The sequence below is a fragment of the Duganella hordei genome (genome assembly GCF_040369125.1).
In the GTDB taxonomy this organism is placed as follows: Bacteria; Pseudomonadota; Gammaproteobacteria; order Burkholderiales; family Burkholderiaceae_D; genus Rugamonas; species Rugamonas hordei.
Map to the genome: position 1 here is coordinate 182,716 of NZ_BPWI01000003.1, position 19,959 is coordinate 202,674.

The window sequence follows — 19,959 nt, forward strand, 5'->3', positions numbered from 1 at the left end:
CCTCAATTCGACTTTTCACCTCCCACCAAAACTTCCCGTCGCGCCAAACGCTCCCTCGCTTCAACAAGTGCGGTATGCAGCTTGCGCTCCAATTCTGCTTTTGGTGGCAACTCAGTCCAATACTCGGCTACGGCGATGCCGTCTTTATGCGTTTGTAACAATTCTATTTGCTCGCGACAGGATTCGGCGCACAAGATCAAACCGATGGGTGCTTCTTCGCCAGACTGGCGCTCATGCTTGTCCAGCCATCTAAGGTACAGTTCCATCTGCCCTTTGTGCGACGCCTTGAAACGTCCAAGTTTTAATTCAATGGCGACTAAGCGGCGCAGACGGCGATGAAAAAATAGCAGATCGAGATGAAAATCCTCGCCATCTATGACCATGCGCTTTTTTCTCTCCACAAAAGCGAACCCGCGTCCCAGTTCCAAGATAAAAGCTTGCAGCTGCAGAAGAATCGCAGCTTCCAAATCGGCCTCGTCGTAGCCCTGGCTTAGCCCCAGGAAGTCCAGAAAGTACGGATCTTTAAAGATAGCGGAAGATATAACCTCGCCGGATACTGGCGGCATGGGTGTATCGGCGAGTTCGCTGCGCTCAAAGCCTTTGCGTTCAATCTGCCGTCGCAGTTCGCGCACGCTCCAGCACTCCACGACACATTGCTGCGCGTAGTACCAGCGGGCAGCTTCCACCTTCACCGGCAACAGTTGCAAGAAATGTGTCCAGCTCAATTGTCGCATCAGCGATGCGACAATTTCCACATCGGGAAAAGCTTGTACAAATTGCACCATGCGGCGCAGGTTTTTGACCTCAAAACCTCGACCAAATTCCCTCGCCAGTTTTTCTCCCAGACCTTGCATAAGTTGGGCGCCGTAGCGCGCACGTTCTCCCGACAGCAGGTCGGTGGATAGGCGGCGCCCTACTGTCCAATATAGTCGACTTAGCTCAGCGTTAACGGTGGAAGACAAACGCTGCCGGCTGGAAGCGATGAGAGCGCGTAATTCTGCGTGCAGAGACTCCAGGCTATTTTCCAGGTCATTTGTTGGCGTCGGATCGGACTTACTCATTAAGTTCTCCCTGGTTACGAAACCTGAGCTCACTCTTACTCGTATTCCCGCGCAGGATATTGACCTGCAATAGCAAAAAGCCTCGCAGTGCGAGGCTTTTTGTTTGACGCTCTATAACTTACAAGCTTAATCCCAGTTCAGCGCGCCGCCGGTCTGGTATTCGATGACGCGGGTCTCGAAGAAGTTGCGTTCCTTCTTCAGGTCGATCATCTCGCTCATCCATGGGAACGGGTTCTCTTCCTGTTCGAACAGCGTCTCCAGGCCGATCTGCGTGGCGCGGCGGTTGGCGATGAAGCGCAGGTAGCCCTTGAACATGGTCGCGTTCAGGCCCAGCACGCCGCGCGGCATGGTGTCTTCGGCGTAGGCGTACTCCAGGTCCACCGCTTTCAGGAACAGCTGCTTGATCTCTTCCTTGAAGGCCGGGGTCCACAGCAGCGGGTTTTCCATCTTGATGGTGTTGATCAGATCGATGCCGAAGTTGCAATGCATCGACTCGTCGCGCAGGATGTACTGGTACTGCTCGGCCGCGCCCATCATCTTGTTCTGGCGGCCCAGCGCCAGGATCTGGGTGAAGCCGACGTAGAAGAACAGGCCTTCCATCAGGCAGGCAAACACGATCAGGGACTTCAGCAGCTTCTGGTCGCTTTCCACGGTGCCGGTGGTGAAGGCCGGGTCGGTCAGCGTGTTGATGAACGGGATCAGGAACTCATCCTTGTCGCGGATCGACTTGACTTCGTTGTAGGCGTTGAAGATCTCCGCCTCGTCCAGGCCCAGCGACTCGACGATGTACTGGTAGGCGTGGGTGTGGATCGCCTCTTCGAAGGCCTGGCGCAGCAGGTACTGGCGGCACTCGGGGGCGGTGATGTGGCGGTAGGTGCCCAGCACGATGTTGTTGGCGGCCAGCGAGTCGGCGGTGACGAAGAAGCCGAGGTTGCGCTTGACCAGGCGGCGCTCGTCCTCGGTCAGGCCGTTCGGGTTCTTCCACAGCTCGATGTCGCGCTGCATGTTCACTTCCTGCGGCATCCAGTGGTTGGCGCAGCCGGCCAGGTATTTGTCCCAGGCCCATTTGTACTTGAACGGCACCAGCTGGTTGACGTCGGTCTTGCCGTTGATGATGCGTTTGTCGTCCGCGTTGACGCGCAGCGCGACTTGCTCGGCGCTGCCTTCGGTGGCGGCCAGAGCGGCTTGATTGACAACTTGCGATGCGGCCGGTGCGGCCTCTTCGTCCCAGGACAGCGACATGGTGGTTTCCTTCTGAATTCGGTGTCAAAAGAACCGCCCGGACGGGCCGGGACGGTTCACTCTATATATTAGTACGTTTTATGGCCAGCTTATTGGCAAGCTTCGCATTCCTCGAAACCGTCGTCGCCCGGACGCAGGTAGCAGGCCGCGCCGTCGGCTTCGGCTTGCGCCACCGACGATGCCGATGCCGCCGAGCCGGCCATGGCCGCCGCGGCAGGACCTGCCGCCGCCATGGCGCTGGCCGACATGCCGCCGTCCACGGACACCGCGTTCAGCGCGCCGGTCTTGGTGGTCGACTTCTCCATGTGGGTGGCGGCGATGGTGCGCAGGTAGTAGGTGGTCTTCAAGCCGCGCAGCCAGGCCAGCTTGTAGGTCTCGTCCAGCTTCTTGCCCGAGGCGCCGGCCATGTAGATGTTCAGCGACTGCGCCTGGTCGATCCACTTCTGGCGGCGCGAGGCAGCTTCCACCAGCCAGGTCGGCGAGACTTCGAACGCGGTTGCATAAATGTCACGCAGGTCTTGCGGGATGCGGTCGATCTTGGCCAGCGAGCCGTCGAAGTACTTCAGGTCGGAGATCATCACCTCGTCCCACAGGTCGCGCGCCTTCAGGTCGCGCACCAGGTAGGCGTTGATCTCGGTGAACTCGCCCGACAGGTTGGACTTCACGTACAGGTTCTGGAAGGTCGGCTCGATGCAGGCCGACACGCCGATGATGTTCGAAATGGTCGCGGTCGGAGCGATCGCCACGCAGTTCGAGTTGCGCATGCCGAACTGCTTGATGCGGTTGCGCACCGGGGTCCAGTCCATGGCGGCCGAGGTATCCTGCTCCAGGTAGCCGCCGCGTTCGTCGGCCAGCAGCTTGATCGAGTCCTGCGGCAGGATGCCACGGTCCCACAGCGAGCCCTTGTACGACTGATAGTGGCCGCGTTCCTCGGCCAGCTCGGTCGAGGCCAGGTAGGCGTAGTAGCACACCGCTTCCATCGAGGTGTCGGCAAACGACACGGCGGCGTCCGACGAGAACGGCACGCGCATCATGTGCAGGCAGTCCTGGAAGCCCATCACGCCCAGGCCGACCGGACGGTGGCGCATGTTGGCGTTGCGGGCCTTGTCGACGGCGTAGTAGTTGATGTCGATGACGTTGTCGAGCATGCGCATCGCGGTGCGGATGGTCTTCTGCAGCTTGACGTGATCGAGCTTGCCTTCCTTCATGTGGGCCGGCATGTTGACCGAGCCCAGGTTGCAGACGGCGATTTCGTCAGGGCCGGTGTTGAGCGTGATCTCGGTGCACAGGTTCGAGCTGTGGACCATGCCCACGTGCGACTGCGGCGAGCGGATGTTGCATGGGTCCTTGAAGGTGATCCATGGGTGGCCGGTTTCAAACAGCATCGACAGCATCTTGCGCCACAGGTCCAGCGCGGCGATCTTCTTGAACACGCGGATTTCGCCGGCGGCGGCCTTGGCTTCGTAGCCCAGGTAGGCTTTCTCGAAGGCCTTGCCGACCAGGTCGTGCAGGTCCGGGCAGTCGGACGGCGAGAACAGCGTCCACTCGCCTTTTTCCATCACGCGCTTCATGAACATGTCCGGGATCCAGTTGGCGGTGTTCATGTCGTGGGTGCGGCGGCGGTCGTCGCCGGTGTTCTTGCGCAGGTCGAGGAATTCCTCGATGTCCATGTGCCAGGTTTCCAGGTAGGCGCACACCGCGCCCTTGCGCTTGCCGCCCTGGTTGACCGCGACGGCGGTGTCGTTGACCACCTTGAGGAACGGCACCACGCCCTGCGATTTGCCGTTGGTGCCCTTGATGTGGGCGCCCAGCGCGCGCACCGGGGTCCAGTCGTTGCCCAGGCCGCCGGCGAACTTGGCCAGCAGCGCGTTTTCCTTGATCGCGTCGTAGATGCCTTCGAGGTCGTCCGACACGGTGGTCAGGTAGCACGACGACAGCTGCGAGCGCAGGGTGCCGGAGTTGAACAGGGTCGGCGTCGACGACATGAAGTCGAAGGTCGACAGCAGGTTGTAGAACTCGATGGCGCGCGCTTCGCGGTCCGATTCGTTCAGCGCCAGGCCCATGGCCACGCGCATGTAGAAGGCCTGCGGCATTTCGATGCGGATGTCGCGCACGTGCAGGAAGTAGCGGTCGTACAGGGTTTGCAGGCCGATGTAGCCGAACTGCAGGTCGCGGTCGGCGACCAGCGCCTTGGCCAGGCGGGCCAGGTCGAACTCGGCCAGCTTGGCGTCCAGCAGTTCTTCCTTGATGCCCTTGGCGATGTATTGCGGGAAGTAGGTCACGTATTCGGCCGCGGCCGCGCCCTGCGCGACTTCCTTGCCGAAGACTTCCTTGCGGATCGTGTGCAGCAGGATGCGGGCCGTCACCTGCGAGTAGGCCGGGTCTTTTTCCATCAGCGCGCGGGCGGCCAGGATGGCGGACTTGTGCAGCTCTTCGACCGGCACGCCGTCGTACAGGTTCTTGACCGTCTCGGCCAGGATGGCGTCGGCGTCGACGTGTTTTTCCAGGCCGATGCAGGCGGCGTTGATCAGGCTCGAGACGCGGTTCATGTCGAGCAGCTTGCGCTCGCCGTTTTCCACCACGTGGATCTGCGGCGCGTCGATCGCGGCGGCGGCGCCTTGCGCCTCCTTGGCGGCGCGGCGCTCTTCCATGTGCTTGGCGCGGTACAGCACGTAGGCGCGGGCGACGTCGTGCTCGCCGGAGCGCATCAGCGCCAGCTCGACCTGGTCCTGCACGTCTTCGATGTGGAAGGTGCCGCCCGATGGCTGGCGGCGCACCAGCGCGGTGACCACGCTGGAGGTCAGCTGTTCTACCAATTCGCGGATGCGGGCCGAGGCGGCACCCTGGCCGCCGTTGACGGCCAGGAAGGCCTTGGTCACGGCAATCGCGATTTTCGACGGTTCAAACGCGACGACCGCGCCGTTACGGCGGATGATGCGGTAGTCACCGAGGTCGCTGGCGGCCGTGATCGGGCTGCTGGCGGTACTCGCAGCGGCTGCTGGTACCAGCGCTGGATTGATGGTGATGTCTTGAGTAGATTGCATTTAAGCTCCCCGATAACAGCGTGCAGTCAGTGCTGCGCGACGTATGTTGTGTAAAAAAATGCCATAAAAGGGTGTGTAACCGGCCCGGCAGGCTTGTCATCCCCACAAGATTCAGTGTCTCGGCAATACGAGAATAACTACTAGATCTAGTGATTGATCAGAACCTATCCACTGATTGTAGTGGTCACACCGTAGCACGGCAAGTGAGAAATTTTGATATTTCCAGCAATTTTGCTCTTGACATTAAAGAAGCCCAATGGGGAAGCCAAGTTCAGCGCTAGCGCCTACTAACATTGCCTCTTTCCTAAGCAGCTTTTGATAGTATTCCCAGTCGAACATCGGCCCCGGATCGGTTTTGCGGCCCGGCGCGATGTGTTCGTGGCCCCGCACCTCGGCCAGCGGGTAGCGCGTTTGCAGCGCCGCCGTCAACCCGGCCAGCGCCCGGTACTGGGCCGCCTCGAACGGCGTGTCGTCGGTGCCTTCGAGCTCGACGCCGATCGAAAAATCGTTGCACCGCTCCCGTCCGCGGAACGCCGAGCGGCCCGCGTGCCAGGCCCGCTCGCCGGCGGCGACGTACTGCAGCACGCGGCCGTCGCGGCGGATGAGGAAGTGGCTCGACACTTTCAGCCCGCGCAGGTCGGCGAACGAGGGGTCGGCATTATAGTCGATCCGTCCGCTGAACAGGTCGGACACGTGCGGGCCGCCGTAGCGGCCGGCCGGCAGCGAGATGTTGTGGATCACCAGCAGCGTGATGTCGTCCGGGTCGGGGCGGGCGTCGCGGTGCGGGCTGTCGTAGCGGCGGGCGGCGGGCCACCAGCCGTCGGCGCCGACCGGCGGCAGCGGCGCGGCGGGCGGCGATAAAACGCTCACGCCTCCGGCTCCTGGATGTTCAGCTTCTGCATCTGGTAGCGCAGCTGGCGGAAGCTGATGCCCAGCAGATGGGCGGCCTGGGTGCGGTTGAACTGCGTCTGCGCCAGCGCGCGCAGGATGATGTCGCGCTCGATCTGGTTCAGGTAGTCGGGCAGGCTGCTGGGCAGCGCGTCCAGGTGCGGCAGCGGCGGCGGGGCCGGGGCGGCCGGGGCGCCATCACCGGCGGCCCCGCCCTCGGGCGCCGGCGTCGGCGGCAGGCCGAGCGCCGCCGCTTCGCTGGCGGCGAAGTCCGGCGAAGGATACAGCGGCGACGGCAGCGGCACCACCGCCTCCACCATGCGCGCGCCCTTGAGCGCCAGGTCGGCCACCTCGATCACGCCGTCGTTGGCGAAGGCCAGCGCCCGCTCCAGGATGTTTTCCAGCTCGCGCACATTGCCGGGGAAGGAATAGCCGCGCAGCGCGTCCAGCACGCCCGGCCCCAGGTGCACCTTGTGCTCGAAAGTGCCCAGCCGCTCCAGGATGGCGGCGGTCAGCACGCGCAGGTCGTCGAGCCGTTCGCGCAGCGGCGGCAGGCTCAGTTCAATCACGTTCAGGCGATAGAACAGGTCCTGGCGGAAGCTGCCCTGCTCCACGCACTGCGCCAGGTTCTTGTGGGTCGCGCTGATGATGCGCACGTCGACCGGCTCCTCTGACGTGGCGCCGATCTTGCGCACGCGCCGCTCCTGGATCGCCCGCAGCAGCTTGACCTGCATCGCCAGCGGCAGGTCGGCCACCTCGTCGAGCATCAGGGTGCCGCCGTTGGCCGCCTGGAAGAAGCCGTCGCGCTCGTCGGCCGCGCCGGTGAAGGCGCCCTTGCGGTAGCCGAAGAACTCGGCCTCCATCAGCGCCTCCGGAATCGCGCCGCAGTTGACGGCGATGAAGGGCTTGCCCGCGCGCGAACTTTGCGCATGGATCTCGCGCGCCGCCAGCTCCTTGCCGCTGCCCGATTCGCCGTTGATGGCGATCGGCGCCATCGAGCGCGCCAGCCGGGCGATCTGCGCCCGCAGCGCCTGGATCACGGCCGAATCGCCCTTCAGCCGGCCGCCCGCCGGCTCGGCGGCCGGCGCCTCACCGTCGGCCGCGGCCGGCCCGGCGCTCAGGCGCAGCGCCGATTGCACCATCACCCGCAGCTGGTCCAGCGCCACCGGCTTGGAGATGTAGTCGAACGCGCCGGCCTTGAGCGCGACCACCGCGTTGTCAGCGCTGCCGAAGGCCGTCACCACCGCGATCGGCGTGTTCTTGTAGGCGGCGCTGACCTCGCGCACCAGCTCCAGCCCCAGGCCGTCGGGCAGGCGCATGTCGGTCAGCACCAGCTGGTATTCGCGCTCCGGCGTGGCCAGCAGCGCGCGCGCCTGCGCCAGCGTTTCGGCGCTGTCGACGTCCAGCCCCATTTTCAGCAGCGTCAGTTCCAGCAGTTCGCGCAGGTCCGCCTCATCGTCGACGACCAGCACGCGCGGGGCGCGTTGGGAACCTCTAGCACTCATGGAACAGCCTTTCCTTGCTTCTGCGCCGGATGGGCGAAGGTGATCACAAATCGGCCGCTGGAGCGGGGAGCGCCATCCGGACTGTCGTTGGCGTCGAAACGGTATTCATAATCCAGCCTGGCCTCGTTATTCAAACACAATTCGCGCGCCAGATACAGCCCCAGTCCCGTGCCCTTGCTGGAGGTGGTGTAAAACGGCTCGAACAGGTGGGCCCGCACTTCGGGCGAGATGCCGGGGCCGTCGTCCTGCACGTGCAGCTCCATCAGCGCCATCCGGCGCGCCCGGTCGCTGACCAGGTCCACGCGGATCGAGCGCGGGCCGCCGCTGGCGTAGCGCACCGCGTTGTTGAGCAGGTTGAGCACCACCTCGCGCAGATGCAGCGCGTCGAAGCGCACCAGCGTGCCGGCCGGCACCGACACGGCGACGATATCCGGCGGCAGGCCGTGGGTCTCGACGAACTCCGTCTTCAGCTCGGCCAGGAACACGTCCAGCGCCAGCGGCTCGCTGTGCGGCTGCACCTTGCGCGACAGCTGCAGGATGTCCTCCACCATGCGGTTGACCCGCGCCACGTTGTCGCCGACGATCTTCAGCAGTCGCAGGTGGACGGCGCTGTCGAGGTCCTCGCCCAGCAGCGACGTCGCGTGGCCGATGGCCGACAGCGGATTGCGCACCTCGTGCGCGATGCTGGCGGTCAGCCGCCCCATCGACGCCAGCTTGAGCTGCTGCGCCTGGTTTTCGATGCCGGTCACGTCCTGCAGGAAGATCACGCTGCGCTCGGTGTCCATGCCGGCCGTGTCGGCCGCCGCGAAGCGCACCTTCAGGTGGGCCGACAGGTCGCGCCGCGCGCTCCAGGCGGCGGTGACGTCCTGCAGCGCGGCCTCGGTGTAGGGCTTGATGGTGACGAAGGCGGTGCTGCGCGCGGCGTCGGCGCGCCATTCGGCATAGGCCTGGGCCAGCGGCGCCAGCGCGGCGGCGGCCGACAGGCGGAAGCGCAGCTCGGGCCCGCCCATGCCCAGCATCTGCGCCGCCGCCGGATTGCCGGCCAACACCTGGCCGTCCGGGTCGACCACCAGGATGCCGTCGCCGATGTTGGCCATCACCAGCCGGTTGACCGCCTGCTGCACGTTGATCTCGACGCCGCGCCGGTTGGCCAGCTCCTCCTGGCCGATCAGCCTGGCGGCCATGCGGTTGACCACCAGCACGGTGGCGAAGAAGGCGGCGCCGTACAGGCCCGCCTGCAGGATCGCGTGGTCGCCCTCCATCATGAAGATTTGCCAGATGCTCTCGGCCAGCAGGAACAGCGCCACCAGCGCCGCGCAGAACAGCGACAGCAGCAGCGGCGCCAGGATGGCCGAGCCGGCCAGCGGGAACAAATACAGGATGGCCAGCCCGCTGCGCGCGCCGCCGCCGGCGATGTACAGCAGCGAAATGACGGTCAGGTCGCAGGCGATCTGCGACAGCAGCTGCAGCAGGAAGCGGCGCTGCCAGTAGACGGCGCTCAGCGCGAAGAACACCGACAGGCCCAGGTACACCAGGCAGATCTGCAGGTACAGATAGGGACCGGAGGCGCGCAGGCCGTGGCTGTCAAAGCTCAGGTAGACCAGCAGCACCAGCGCGATCACCACGCGGGTGGCGCCCAGCGTCTGCAGCGAGCGCCAGAAGGTCGCGCGCGACTCGGCCGACAACGCCGACAGCGCTTGCAGGCGCGCGATCACGCCAGAGGCCTAGGCGGCCGGCAGCGTGGCATGGGCCGCGCTGCAGTAGTCGCGCCCGCGCGCCTGCACGGTCTCGGAAGCGGGATAGAAAATGCCGCAGTGCGCGCATTGCAGCATGGTTTCCGCGTCGGCCGCCTGGGCGGCGCGGGCCGGACGGCCCGGCTGCGGCGGCGGCTGCGGGCCGGCAGCCGGCGGCTGGCGGAACTGCTGTTCGTGGCGCTTCTGCGCCTGGCGGATCTTGCTGCGCACGGCGAAGATCACCAGGAACGCCAATGCCAGCCAAAAGATAATACGGCTCATGCCCAACCCTTATGCAAAACCACTTCAAACACAAAACGGCTGCCGACGTAGGCCAGCAGCAAAGTGGCGAAGCCGGCCAGCGTGAAGCTGAGCGCGGTCTTGCCGCGCCAGCCGCGCAAGCGGCGCCCCGCCAGCAGCGCGGCAAACAGCAGCCACGACATCAGCGTAAACACCGATTTGTGGTCCCACTTGAGCGCCTGGCCGAACAGCTGTTCGGAGAACACGATACCCGACAACACGGTCAGGCTCAACAGCGCAAAGCCGAAGCCTATCATGCGGAACAACAGCTTCTCCATCGTCAGCAGCGCCGGCAGCTGGTCCAGCGCGCCGGACAAGAAGGTCTTGCGGTCGGTGCCGGCGTGCAGGCGTTTTTCCTGCAGCGACATCAGCACCGCGTGGAAGGCGGCGATGGTCAAGGTGCTGTAGGCCAGCGTGGCGATGGCGATATGCCAGCCGAACAGCGGCGACTTGCCTTCCAGCGGAATCACGTTGCCGGGAAAGCCGGCCTGCAGCGCGGCCGCCAGCGCGGCGTTCGGCATCACCAGGCGGCGCAGGCCGTCCAGGCTGAAGTTCCGGTTTTCGATCCAGTAGGCGGCCACCGACACCCACAGCGCCGACGACAACATGGCGGCGAAGCCGATGCGGATGGTGCCGGCGCCGCCGGCCACCTCGGACCACAGGCCGGCGCCGTGCAGCAGCCAGGCGGCGGCCGTCACGGCGGAAATCAGCCCGCCGCGGCGCGACGGCAGCGCGGCGCAGAAGAGATACAGCGCGACGGCTGCGAGGAATAAATAGGTCTGCATGTGCCGCAGTTTACACCATCGCTCAGTCGACGGCTGCCATGCGCAGCTCGTCGTGGTGATGGCGCTGCTGTTCCTCCATCACCAGCTGGCCCAGTTCGCGTTTCAGCGCGTTGAACTCGGCGGCCGCCGGGTCGCGCAGGCGCGGCAGGTCCACCATCAGGTCGCGCTTGACGGTGCCGGGACGGTAGGTCATGACGACGATGCGGTCGGCCAGGTAGATCGCCTCCTCGATGCTGTGGGTGACGAAGATGATGGTCTTCTTCAGCTCGGCCCAGATGCGCAGCAGCTCGTCCTGCAGGTTGCGGCGCGTCAGCGCGTCAAGCGCGCCGAACGGCTCGTCCATCAGCATGATGGGCGAATCGAGCGCCAGCACGCGGGCGATGGCGACGCGCTGGCGCATGCCGCCGGACAAGTCTTTCGGGTAGCGGTTGCGGAAGTCGGTCAGCGACAGCATGGCCAGCAGCTTGTCGACCACGGCGCTGATCTGCGCCTTCGGCATGCCCTTGATCTCCAGGCCGAAGGCGACGTTGTCGGCCACCGTCATCCACGGGAACAGCGCATATTCCTGGAACACCATGCCGCGTTCGGGGCCGGGGCCGGTCACCAGCTGGCCGTCGGCGGTGATGCTGCCCGACGACGGCAGCGCGAAGCCGGCCACCGCGTTGAGCAGGGTCGACTTGCCGCAGCCCGAAGGCCCCAGCAGGCAGACGAACTGGCCCTGCGGGATGTCGAGGTCGATGTCCTTGAGCGCGACCAGTTCGCGCTCGGCGGTCTGGAACACCTTGCTGACCTGCGAGATGACGATGTGGGCTGCGCTCATGTCAGTTCTCCAAACCACGGTGCCAACGCAACAGGTAGTTGTTCAGCTTGTTGACGCCGGTGTCGATGGCCAGGCCGATCAGGCCGATGGTGATCATGCCGGCCATGATCTTGTCCGACCAGAAGTACTCGCGCGCCTCGAGGATGCGGAAGCCCAGGCCGTTGTTGACGGCGATCATCTCGGACACGATGACGACGATGAAGGCGGTGCCGATGCCAATGCGCACGCCGGACAATATATATGGTACGGCGGCCGGCAGGATCACCCGCACGAACAGCGTGCCGCCGGTCGCGCCCAGGTTGCGCGCGGCGCGCAGGTAGATGCCGTCGACCTGGCGCACGCCGGCGATGGTGTTCATCAGCACCGGGAAGAAGGCGCCCAGCACGATCAGGAAGATGGCCGGCGCGTTGCCCAGCCCGAACCACAGGATGGACAGCGGGATGTAGGCGATCGGCGGGATCGGCCGCAGCAGCTGCATCAGCGGATTGAACCAGGCGTAGACGCGCGGCCGCGCGCCCATCAGCAAGCCCAGCGGCAGCGCCAGCGCGGCGCCGATGGCGAAGCCGACCACCACGCGGTACAGGCTGCCGAGCGAATCGACGATCAGCTCGCCCGACACGGCCCACGCCAGCCAGCTGCCCTGGGCCGCGTCGTACGGCTGGATCGGCAGCAAATAGGCGATCCAGCGTTCCAGCACCGCCAGCGGCGACGGCAACATCTGCGGGTTGGCCCAGCCCATCACGGCCACGACCTGCCAGACGGCGATCACCAGCGCCGGCACGATCAGGCCGACGCCGGCCTCCCTCCAGCGCGAACCAGCCGAGGCGCCGGCCATTACTTCACGCCCAGGCTTTTCTTGGCCGCGTCCAGCAGGTCGGTCTTGACCCACTCCTTGGCGGCGGGCGGCTTGGCCATGCGGCCGACGCCGGTCTTGAACATGACGTCGGTGGTGATCTGGATGTGTTCAGGCGTGATGTCGTAGGAATACGGCGAATTGCCGATCGCGTCGTCGAAGTCGTCCTTGGTGATCTGGCCCTTGAACACCGTCTCGCGCACGTATTTCTCGGCCACGGCCGGATTGTCGATGAAGGTCTTGGTGGCCTCGACGAAGCAGCGCATGAACTTCTCGGCCAGCGGACGGCGCTCCTTGTAGAACTTCTCGGTCATCACCATGGTGCGGATCGGCTCGCCGATCGGGGTGTTGTACGGCTTCAGGATCTCGGTGCCGTAGCCCTTGTTGATCGCCTGCGACGACTGCGGCTCGGAATTCATCATGGCGTCGATGTTCTTGCCCAGCATGGCCTGGTTCAGGTCGGCGTACGCCAGGTAGATCAGCTGCACGTCCTTGCCCGGCTGGTCGGCAAAGCTCAGGCCGGCCTGCTGCAGCTCGGCCAGCAGCAGCACTTCCTGGATGCCGCCGCGGGTGACGCCGACCTTCTTGCCCTTCAGGTCGGCAAGCGTCTTGAGCTTGAGATCGGCGCGTCCGACCAGCCGCGCGCCGCCCTTGGCGAAGCCGGCCACGACAAAGATGGGCGCGCCGCTGGCGCGGCCGGAGATGGCCGCCTCCGACGCCGTGGTGCCGACGTCGAGCTCGCCGGCGATGATGCCCTGCATGACGTCCAGCCCCTTGGCGAACACCCGCTCCTCGACCTTGATGCCGCACTTGGGCGCGATCTCCTTGATGTACGAGACGGCGCCGTAGTGGGCGAACTTCAGGTTACCCAGGCGTACCACCTCCTGGGCCTGGGCCGAACCCGCTGCGACGATCGCGGTGATTGCCAGAGTCTTGAACCATGCGTGCAGTTTCATACAGTCTATCTCCCAAAGAATAGTTTTCTCAGCACATCATACCAATTGTCAACAATTTTGCGCTCTTAATCCTTCAGGTATTTATCATAGATCGCACGATAGCGGCCGCTCTTATGCAGGTGCGCCAGGCCGGCGTTGAAGTCGTCGCGGATGGCGGCGTCGCGGAACACGGGACGGTAGTCGTTCGGATCGGCCTGGATGACGCTGTGCTCGTCCACCGCCGGCATCACGAAGCCGGGCTTGCTGCGGGCGTAGTAGCGGAACACGCTGCGGTCGCTCAGCACCACCTCGTAGCGGCCCAGCGCCAGCAACTGCGGCTGCACTTCCTGGTGGTTGTTCTCGACGTAGTCGTTGCGCGACAGCCCGGCCAGCCACACCGGATAGCGGTTGGCCGCGCCGACAAACGACATCACGCTGCGGCCGACCAGGTCCTGCGGCTTGCGGATCACCAGCCTGCGGCTCTTGAGCGTATAAAACACATTGTCGTACACCACCGGCGGCGCGCCGTAGTAGCCGCCGTGCGGCGTCATGTCCTCGCCGACGTCCATCATGATGGCGTCGACCTGGCGCGCCTTGAAGCTGGGCGGGATGCGCCCCATCGGCAAATAGCGCGCCTGCAGCGCGTGGCCGCGCCAGGCCAGCGCCTCGCGCACGATCTCGACTTCGATGCCGGCATCCTCGCGCACTAATATATAAGGCGGCAGGTTGTCGCCGAAGGCCATGCTGACGGTGGCGGCGCCGGCCCGCGCGGCGATCGCCGACGCCAGGGCCAGCGCCGCCGGCCGGAATAATCTGCTTGCTGGGTTCATCCGGCGATGATAGCAGGCTTGCCGCCCGCCGCCACGCCGGCCGCCGCCCCGATGGGGTAAAATGGCGGCCACTGTTCATTCCGGGTCCATCATGCTAGACAATCTTACCCAACGCCTTGCCAAGGTCGTTAAAACCATGCGCGGCGAGGCCCGCCTGACCGAAGCCAACACCGCCGAGATGCTGCGCGAAGTGCGGCTGGCGCTGCTCGAGGCCGACGTCGCCCTGCCGGCCGTGCGCGAATTCATCGCCAAGGTCAAGGACAAGGCCCTGGGCGAGGAAGTGATCTCGTCGCTGACGCCGGGCCAGGCGCTGGTCGGCGTGGTGCAGCGCGAGCTGGCCGCGCTGATGGGGGCCGACCTCGGGCCGGAAGCGTCGCAGTTGAGCTTTGCCCAGCAGCCGCCGGCGATCATCCTGATGGCCGGTCTGCAGGGTGTGGGCAAGACCACCACCGTCGGCAAGCTGGCCAAGTACCTGAAGGAAGAAAAGAAGAAGAAGGTGCTGACCGTGTCGGCCGACGTCTACCGTCCGGCCGCGATCGCCCAGCTGCAATCGGTGACCGCCCAGGTCGGCGCCGACTTCTTCCCGTCCACCGCGCAGGACAAGCCGGTCGACATCGCGCTGGCCGCGCTGGACTGGGCCAGGAAGCACTACCACGACGTGCTGATCATCGACACCGCCGGCCGCCTCGGCATCGACGAAGCGATGATGCAGGAAATCGCCGCCGTCCACGCCGCCGTGAAGCCGATCGAAACGCTGTTCGTGGTCGACGCCATGCTGGGCCAGGACGCCATCAACACCGCCAAGGCCTTCAACGACGCGCTGCCGCTGACCGGCATCGTGCTCACCAAGCTGGACGGCGATTCGCGCGGCGGCGCCGCGCTGTCGGTGCGCCACGTCACCGGCAAGCCGATCAAGTTTGCCGGCGTGTCGGAAAAGCTCGACGGGCTGGAAGCGTTCGACCCGGCGCGCATGGCCAGCCGCGTGCTGGGCATGGGCGACATCATGGCGCTGGTGGAAGAGGCGCGCAAGGGCGTCGACAGCAAGGCCGCGGCCGAGCTGGCCGCCAAGGTCAAGTCGGGCGGCAAGTTCGACATGAACGACTTCAAGGCGCAGCTGGGCCAGATGAAGAAAATGGGCGGCATGGCCAGCCTGGTCGACAAGCTGCCGGCCCAGTTCCAGCAGGCCGCCGGCGGCGCCAACATGGACCAGGCCGACAAGCAGGTGCGGCGCATGGTCGGCATCATCGACTCGATGACGCCGCAGGAACGGGCCAAGCCGGAGCTGATCAAGGCCACCCGCAAGCGCCGCATCGCGGCCGGCGCCGGCGTCCAGGTGCAGGAAGTGAACCGCATGCTGACCCAGTTCGAGCAGATGCAGACGATGATGAAAAAGCTCTCCGGCGGCGGCATGATGAAGATGATGCGCTCGATGAAGGGCATGATGCCGGGCATGCGCTAAGACGGGGAAAAGCCCCGGTTTACGCCCTGTGAAGGTGCGCTAGCCCGGGAAACCCCGTGTTTACGTGGTGTTTCCGGGAAAAAACGCGAAAAACACTTGCATAAGCCTTAAATCACCACCAATATTAGCCGGTGCGATCAATTGCGCAATTTTCCATGTGTTCGTTAAGGAGGCTCGAAGATGGCAACAGCCAAAAAAACCCCAGCAGCACCAGCTAAGAAGGCCGCAGCCGCGAAACCAGCAGCCGCGAAAAAAGCAGCACCAGCAAAAGCAGCAGCCAAACCAGCAGTGAAAAAAGCGGCAGCTCCGGCCGCAGCGCGCAAACCGAACGCCGCCTTCATGAAAGCGATGACGCCGTCGGCAACGCTGGCCGCCGTGGTCGGCGCCACCCCGCTGCCGCGCACCGAAGTGACCAAGAAAGTCTGGGATTACATCAAGAAGCTCGACCTGCAAGATCCGGCCAACCGCCGCATGATCAACGCCGACGACAAGCTGAAAGCTGTATTCGGCGGCAAAGCCCAAGTGTCCATGTTCGAAATGACCAAGCTCATTTCCGACCACCTGAAATAAGCGCAGCGGCCAGTACAGCCGCGCCGGGATGCCTCAATCGCTCACGCGCTTGAGGCATTTTTTAATCCGGGGTCAGATCCGACATTTGGACACGAACTCTGCCGTAGCTTCCGCTACGGCAGAGTTCGTGTCCAAATGTCGGATCTGACCCCGGATTTATTTCCAGTTGTTCCAGGCCGAGAGCACGGCGTTCGGGTAGTCGGGCTTGCCGCGGCTGCCGTTGTAGCGGCCCAGCGCCAGATACAGGTTGCCGGCCTCCATGTCGAGGTACATGCGCAGGATGGCGCAGCCGTAGCGCAGGTTGGTCTGCATGTTGAACAGCGCGCTGCGGTTGCGGTCGCCGATGATGTTGGTCCAGAACGGCATCACCTGCATGTAGCCGCGCGCGCCCACCATCGACACCGCGTACTTGCGGTAGGCCGACTCCACCTGGATCAGGCCCAGCACCATGCCCGGATCGAGCCCGGCGCGGCGCGCTTCGTACCACACGGTGGAGAGGAATTCGCTGCGGGTCTGCTCGTCGGGCAGCTTGCGCTTCAGGCGCGACGACATCTGCGCCAGCCAGCCCTGGTAGCGCAGGCGCTCGGCCTCGGTGCGGAAGGTCGGCTGCGGCGGCGTCGCATCCTTGATCGCGTTCGACAGCGCCAGCCGAACCGAATCGGCCAGCGCTTCTTCCTTCTGGTTGCCGGCGTGGGCGATGCCGGCGGCGGCCGCTGCCAGCGCCACCGCGATCCCGGCCAGCATGCGCTTCACGTTCACGCCGCCATTTTGCCTTTGACGAAGCTGACGATGTCGGCCACCGGCACGGCGGTCGCTTCGGCGTCGCGGCGGCCCTGGTATTCCAGGTTGCCTTCCTTCAGGCCGCGGTCGCCGATCACCACGCGGTGCGGCACGCCGATCAGCTCCCAGTCGGCGAACATCTGGCCCGGACGCAGGCCGCGGTCGTCGACGATGACGTCGATGCCGGCCGCCAGCGCGTCGGCGTACAGTTGCTCGGTCGCTTCCTTGACCGCCTCGCTGCGGTCCATGCCCATCGGGCACAGCACCAGTTCGAACGGCGCCAGCGAGGTCGGCCAGATGATGCCCTTGTCGTCGAAGTTCTGCTCGATCGCGGCGCCCAGGATGCGGGTGATGCCGATGCCGTAGCAGCCCATCTGCAGCGGCGCGGGCTTGCCGTTTTCGTCGAGAAAGGTGGCCTTCATCGACTCCGAGTACGCCGTGCCCAGCTGGAACACATGGCCCACTTCGATGCCGCGCTCGATCGCCAGCACGCCCTTGCCGTCCGGCGAGGCGTCGCCGGCGACGACGTTGCGCAGGTCGGCCACGATGGCAGGCTCGGCGGTATCACGGCCCCAGTTGGCGCCGGTGTAGTGGTAGCCGGCGTCGTTGGCGCCGCAGACGAAGTCGGCCATGTTGGCGACCGTGCGGTCGGCCACGATGGTGACCGGGGCCTTGGTACCGATCGGACCCAGGTAGCCAGGCACGCAGCCGTACACCTCGAGGATCTCGGCTTCGGTCGAGAAGCGGTGCGCCGCCAGGCCGGGCACCTTGCCGACCTTGACTTCGTTGAGCTCGTGGTCGCCGCGCAGCAGCAACATGAAATACTGTTTAGCTGTTTTGCCGTCTTTTTCGGTCTCCACCGTCAGCGCGATGGTTTTCACCGTCTGCGCCAGGTCCAGCTTGAGCAGTTCGGCCACCGCTTCGCACTTGGTGGCGTCCGGCGTGGCGGTCTTGGTCAATGCCTGCGCGGCGGCCGGACGGGTGGCGGCCAGCGGCAGCGCCTCGGCCGCCTCCATATTGGCGGCGTAGTCCGAGCTCGGGCAGTAGACGATGGCGTCCTCGCCGGTGCTGGCGATGACGTGGAATTCATGCGAGCCGGTGCCGCCGATGGCGCCGTTGTCGGCCGCCACCGCGCGGAACTTCAGGCCGAAGCGGTTGAAGATGCGGGTATAGGCGTCATACATGATCTGGTACGAGGCCTGCATGCCAGCCAGGTCGCGGTCGAACGAGTAGGCGTCCTTCATGGTGAACTCGCGGCCGCGCATCAAACCGAAGCGCGGACGGCGTTCGTCGCGGAATTTGGTCTGAATGTGGTAAAAATTCAACGGAAGCTGACGGTAGGATTTAATTTCCGAGCGAACAACATCGGTGATCACTTCCTCGGCGGTCGGCTGGAAAGCGAACTCGCGGCCGTGGCGGTCCTTGATGCGCAGCAGCTCGGCGCCCATCTTGTCCCAGCGGCCGGTTTCCTGCCACAGCTCGGCCGGCTGGATCAGCGGCATCAGCAGCTCTATGGCGGCGGCCTGGTTCATCTCTTCGCGCACGATCGCCTCGACCTTGCGGATGATGCGCAAGCCCATCGGCATGTAGGTGTAAATGCCCGAACCCAGGCGTTTGATCATGCCGGCGCGCATCATCAACTGGTGGCTGACGATCTCGGCGTCGGAAGGCGCTTCTTTAAGCGTGGAAATAAAAAATCGTGAGGCGCGCATACGGTGAATTCTTTTTAAAAAGAGAGAGTTATAATCAACCTAATTTTAAAGGATTAGCTGGCTGATGCGTCCATACTTTATACAAATGCGTTCAATTGATAGCTCCATGGCCGTTTTCGTACCCCGAAAACCCAGCCGTGGCGCGGTTTTGTGGGCAAAAATATAAGCAGGGAGCTCGGTCGCAGAAAGTTTGAGGTGCAATATGCTCGATCGTGAAGGGTTTCGGCCCAACGTCGGCATCATCCTGCTAAACGCCCAGAACGAGGTGTGGTGGGGCAAGCGGGTGCGCGAGCACTCATGGCAATTTCCGCAGGGCGGCATCAAATACGGAGAAACGCCGGAACAGGCGATGTATCGGGAGCTGGAAGAAGAGATCGGATTACGGGCAGAGCATGTCAAGATCGTCGGCCGCACGCGCGACTGGCTGCGCTACGAGGTGCCCGACCACTTCATCAAGCGCGAGATTCGCGGCCATTACCGTGGCCAGAAGCAGATTTGGTTCCTGCTGCGGATGTGCGCCCGCGACAACGACGTCAACCTGCGCCTGACCGACCATCCGGAATTCGACGCCTGGCGCTGGCATGAGTACTGGGTGCCGCTGGACGTGGTGATCGAATTCAAGCGGGAAGTGTATCAGCGGGCCCTGCAGGAGCTGTCGCGCTTCCTGACCTGGCCGGCCAACGGCCACGACCGCCGGCACCACGGCTCGCGCTACCTGCGCCAGCCGCATCCGCCGCGGCCGAATCCGGAACCGCCGGGTTCGACCTGCGGGACGGCCGAGCCGGCAGTGGCGGCCGAACCGGAAAAGAAAAGCGGTTGAAACGATGGGACAGCCTGGCTGTCCCATTTTTTTATTCAAACGATCTTGCAGGCCTCGTCGAACGCCAGCCGCGGCGCGCGCGGACGCACCTTGGCCACGTCGCCGTAGCCGAGATTGCACAGGAAGTTGGACTTGACCGTCGTGCCGGCAAAGAACGCCTGGTCCACCTTGGCGTTGTCGAAGCCGGACATCGGCCCGCAATCGAGGCCGATCGCCCGCGCCGCCATGATCAGGTAGGCGCCCTGCAGCGACGAGTTGCGGAAGGCGGTGGAGCGTATCGCCTCGTCCTTGCCGGCGAACCACGAGCGGGCATCGACGGCCGGCGACAGCTGCGGCAGCTTTTCATAAAACGCCAGGTCCATGCCGACGATGACGGTGACCGGCGCCGCCATGGTCTTGTCGGCGTTGCCGGCGGACAGGGCCGGCAGCAGCCTGGCCTTGGCTTCCGCCGAACGCACGAACACCAGCCGCGCCGGCGAGCTGTTGGCCGAGGTGGGCGCCCATTTAAGCAGGTCGTACAACAGTTCCAGCTGGGCGTTGCTGACTTCGCGGTCCAGCCAGCCGTTGTGGGTGCGGGCGCTGTAGAACAGCGTATCGAGGGCGGATTGGTTCAGCATGGCAT

At 64.6% G+C, this 19,959-nt stretch carries 18 protein-coding genes; 3 read left to right on the forward strand and 15 right to left on the reverse strand.

Features of this window, described 5'->3' with window-relative positions; all coding sequences use genetic code 11:
* Window positions 1-2: 2 nt before the first annotated feature.
* From ABWW33_RS08930 to ABWW33_RS08985, 12 genes are all read right to left on the reverse strand, one after another.
* Window positions 3-1,061, reverse strand: coding sequence for a PDDEXK nuclease domain-containing protein (locus tag ABWW33_RS08930; RefSeq protein WP_353400929.1), 1,059 nt, complete (start codon window positions 1,059-1,061; stop codon window positions 3-5).
* A 126-nt stretch (window positions 1,062-1,187) separates the two neighbouring features.
* Complete coding sequence (locus tag ABWW33_RS08935) at window positions 1,188-2,303, reverse strand: ribonucleotide-diphosphate reductase subunit beta (RefSeq protein WP_353400931.1); 1,116 nt, start codon at window positions 2,301-2,303, stop codon at window positions 1,188-1,190.
* An 89-nt stretch (window positions 2,304-2,392) separates the two neighbouring features.
* Window positions 2,393-5,347 carry a ribonucleoside-diphosphate reductase subunit alpha gene (locus tag ABWW33_RS08940; RefSeq protein ID WP_353400933.1) on the reverse strand — a complete coding sequence of 985 codons (2,955 nt, stop codon included), beginning with the start codon at window positions 5,345-5,347 and terminating at the stop codon, window positions 2,393-2,395.
* A gap of 243 nt (window positions 5,348-5,590) precedes the next feature.
* Window positions 5,591-6,217 carry a 1,6-anhydro-N-acetylmuramyl-L-alanine amidase AmpD gene (gene ampD / locus ABWW33_RS08945; protein WP_353400935.1) on the reverse strand — a complete coding sequence of 209 codons (627 nt, stop codon included), beginning with the start codon at window positions 6,215-6,217 and terminating at the stop codon, window positions 5,591-5,593.
* The gene (locus ABWW33_RS08950) at window positions 6,214-7,740 is read right to left on the reverse strand and encodes a sigma-54-dependent transcriptional regulator (protein WP_353400937.1); all 1,527 of its coding nucleotides are present in this window, start codon (window positions 7,738-7,740) and stop codon (window positions 6,214-6,216) included. The genes ampD and ABWW33_RS08950 overlap by 4 nt, the downstream gene beginning before the upstream one ends.
* Window positions 7,737-9,455 (reverse strand): sensor histidine kinase, encoded by a 1,719-nt coding sequence (locus tag ABWW33_RS08955; RefSeq protein ID WP_176652459.1) that lies wholly within the window; start codon window positions 9,453-9,455, stop codon window positions 7,737-7,739. The genes ABWW33_RS08950 and ABWW33_RS08955 overlap by 4 nt, the downstream gene beginning before the upstream one ends.
* Before the next feature lie 9 nt (window positions 9,456-9,464).
* Window positions 9,465-9,755 (reverse strand): PP0621 family protein, encoded by a 291-nt coding sequence (locus ABWW33_RS08960; RefSeq protein ID WP_353400939.1) that lies wholly within the window; start codon window positions 9,753-9,755, stop codon window positions 9,465-9,467.
* Window positions 9,752-10,558 carry a cytochrome C assembly family protein gene (locus tag ABWW33_RS08965; RefSeq protein WP_353400941.1) on the reverse strand — a complete coding sequence of 269 codons (807 nt, stop codon included), beginning with the start codon at window positions 10,556-10,558 and terminating at the stop codon, window positions 9,752-9,754. The genes ABWW33_RS08960 and ABWW33_RS08965 overlap by 4 nt, the downstream gene beginning before the upstream one ends.
* A gap of 22 nt (window positions 10,559-10,580) precedes the next feature.
* Window positions 10,581-11,378, reverse strand: a complete 798-nt coding sequence (locus ABWW33_RS08970) for an ABC transporter ATP-binding protein (RefSeq protein WP_176652456.1) — start codon at window positions 11,376-11,378, stop codon at window positions 10,581-10,583.
* A gap of 1 nt (window position 11,379) precedes the next feature.
* Window positions 11,380-12,213, reverse strand: a complete 834-nt coding sequence (locus ABWW33_RS08975) for an ABC transporter permease (RefSeq protein WP_176652455.1) — start codon at window positions 12,211-12,213, stop codon at window positions 11,380-11,382.
* Window positions 12,213-13,187, reverse strand: a complete 975-nt coding sequence (locus ABWW33_RS08980; protein ID WP_353400944.1) for an ABC transporter substrate-binding protein — start codon at window positions 13,185-13,187, stop codon at window positions 12,213-12,215. The genes ABWW33_RS08975 and ABWW33_RS08980 overlap by 1 nt, the downstream gene beginning before the upstream one ends.
* Before the next feature lie 65 nt (window positions 13,188-13,252).
* On the reverse strand, window positions 13,253-13,996 hold the full coding sequence (locus tag ABWW33_RS08985; protein ID WP_353400946.1) for a substrate-binding periplasmic protein: 744 nt from the start codon (window positions 13,994-13,996) through the stop codon (window positions 13,253-13,255).
* A 91-nt stretch (window positions 13,997-14,087) separates the two neighbouring features.
* Between ABWW33_RS08985 and ffh the strand changes: the two genes are divergently transcribed.
* Together ffh and ABWW33_RS08995 are read left to right on the forward strand one after the other, a co-directional pair.
* Entirely contained in the window at window positions 14,088-15,455 is a 1,368-nt protein-coding gene (gene ffh, locus ABWW33_RS08990) for a signal recognition particle protein (RefSeq protein WP_176652451.1), read from the forward strand.
* Between the two features lie 180 nt (window positions 15,456-15,635).
* On the forward strand, window positions 15,636-16,025 hold the full coding sequence (locus tag ABWW33_RS08995; protein ID WP_176652450.1) for an SWIB/MDM2 domain-containing protein: 390 nt from the start codon (window positions 15,636-15,638) through the stop codon (window positions 16,023-16,025).
* Between the two features lie 156 nt (window positions 16,026-16,181).
* On the opposite strand, the gene ABWW33_RS09000 is transcribed toward ABWW33_RS08995, so the two are convergent.
* Both ABWW33_RS09000 and ABWW33_RS09005 read right to left on the reverse strand, forming a co-directional pair.
* Window positions 16,182-16,769, reverse strand: coding sequence for a lytic transglycosylase domain-containing protein (locus ABWW33_RS09000; protein WP_353401416.1), 588 nt, complete (start codon window positions 16,767-16,769; stop codon window positions 16,182-16,184).
* A gap of 11 nt (window positions 16,770-16,780) precedes the next feature.
* Entirely contained in the window at window positions 16,781-18,517 is a 1,737-nt protein-coding gene (locus ABWW33_RS09005) for a proline--tRNA ligase (RefSeq protein WP_353400949.1), read from the reverse strand.
* Between the two features lie 202 nt (window positions 18,518-18,719).
* On the opposite strand from ABWW33_RS09005, the gene ABWW33_RS09010 reads away from it, so the two are divergent.
* Window positions 18,720-19,337 carry an RNA pyrophosphohydrolase gene (locus ABWW33_RS09010; RefSeq protein ID WP_176652448.1) on the forward strand — a complete coding sequence of 206 codons (618 nt, stop codon included), beginning with the start codon at window positions 18,720-18,722 and terminating at the stop codon, window positions 19,335-19,337.
* A 35-nt stretch (window positions 19,338-19,372) separates the two neighbouring features.
* On the opposite strand, the gene ABWW33_RS09015 is transcribed toward ABWW33_RS09010, so the two are convergent.
* Complete coding sequence (locus ABWW33_RS09015; protein WP_176652447.1) at window positions 19,373-19,954, reverse strand: malonic semialdehyde reductase; 582 nt, start codon at window positions 19,952-19,954, stop codon at window positions 19,373-19,375.
* Window positions 19,955-19,959 lie beyond the last annotated feature (5 nt).

Bases quoted from the DNA above. Each gene is read 5' to 3' on its own strand.
- ffh (WP_176652451.1), top strand. From the start codon at position 14,088: ATGCTAGACAATCTTACCCAACGCCTTGCCAAGGTCGTTAAAACCATG.
- ABWW33_RS08995 (WP_176652450.1), top strand. From the start codon at position 15,636: ATGGCAACAGCCAAAAAAACCCCAGCAGCACCAGCTAAGAAGGCCGCA.
- ABWW33_RS08930 (WP_353400929.1), bottom strand. From the start codon at position 1,061: ATGAGTAAGTCCGATCCGACGCCAACAAATGACCTGGAAAATAGCCTG.
- ABWW33_RS08970 (WP_176652456.1), bottom strand. From the start codon at position 11,378: ATGAGCGCAGCCCACATCGTCATCTCGCAGGTCAGCAAGGTGTTCCAG.
- ABWW33_RS08980 (WP_353400944.1), bottom strand. From the start codon at position 13,187: ATGAAACTGCACGCATGGTTCAAGACTCTGGCAATCACCGCGATCGTC.
- ABWW33_RS09005 (WP_353400949.1), bottom strand. From the start codon at position 18,517: ATGCGCGCCTCACGATTTTTTATTTCCACGCTTAAAGAAGCGCCTTCC.
- ABWW33_RS08975 (WP_176652455.1), bottom strand. From the start codon at position 12,213: ATGGCCGGCGCCTCGGCTGGTTCGCGCTGGAGGGAGGCCGGCGTCGGC.
- ABWW33_RS08950 (WP_353400937.1), bottom strand. From the start codon at position 7,740: ATGAGTGCTAGAGGTTCCCAACGCGCCCCGCGCGTGCTGGTCGTCGAC.
- ABWW33_RS08960 (WP_353400939.1), bottom strand. From the start codon at position 9,755: ATGAGCCGTATTATCTTTTGGCTGGCATTGGCGTTCCTGGTGATCTTC.
- ABWW33_RS08965 (WP_353400941.1), bottom strand. From the start codon at position 10,558: ATGCAGACCTATTTATTCCTCGCAGCCGTCGCGCTGTATCTCTTCTGC.
- ABWW33_RS09010 (WP_176652448.1), top strand. From the start codon at position 18,720: ATGCTCGATCGTGAAGGGTTTCGGCCCAACGTCGGCATCATCCTGCTA.
- ABWW33_RS08985 (WP_353400946.1), bottom strand. From the start codon at position 13,996: ATGAACCCAGCAAGCAGATTATTCCGGCCGGCGGCGCTGGCCCTGGCG.
- ABWW33_RS09015 (WP_176652447.1), bottom strand. From the start codon at position 19,954: ATGCTGAACCAATCCGCCCTCGATACGCTGTTCTACAGCGCCCGCACC.
- ABWW33_RS09000 (WP_353401416.1), bottom strand. From the start codon at position 16,769: ATGCTGGCCGGGATCGCGGTGGCGCTGGCAGCGGCCGCCGCCGGCATC.
- ABWW33_RS08940 (WP_353400933.1), bottom strand. From the start codon at position 5,347: ATGCAATCTACTCAAGACATCACCATCAATCCAGCGCTGGTACCAGCA.
- ABWW33_RS08935 (WP_353400931.1), bottom strand. From the start codon at position 2,303: ATGTCGCTGTCCTGGGACGAAGAGGCCGCACCGGCCGCATCGCAAGTT.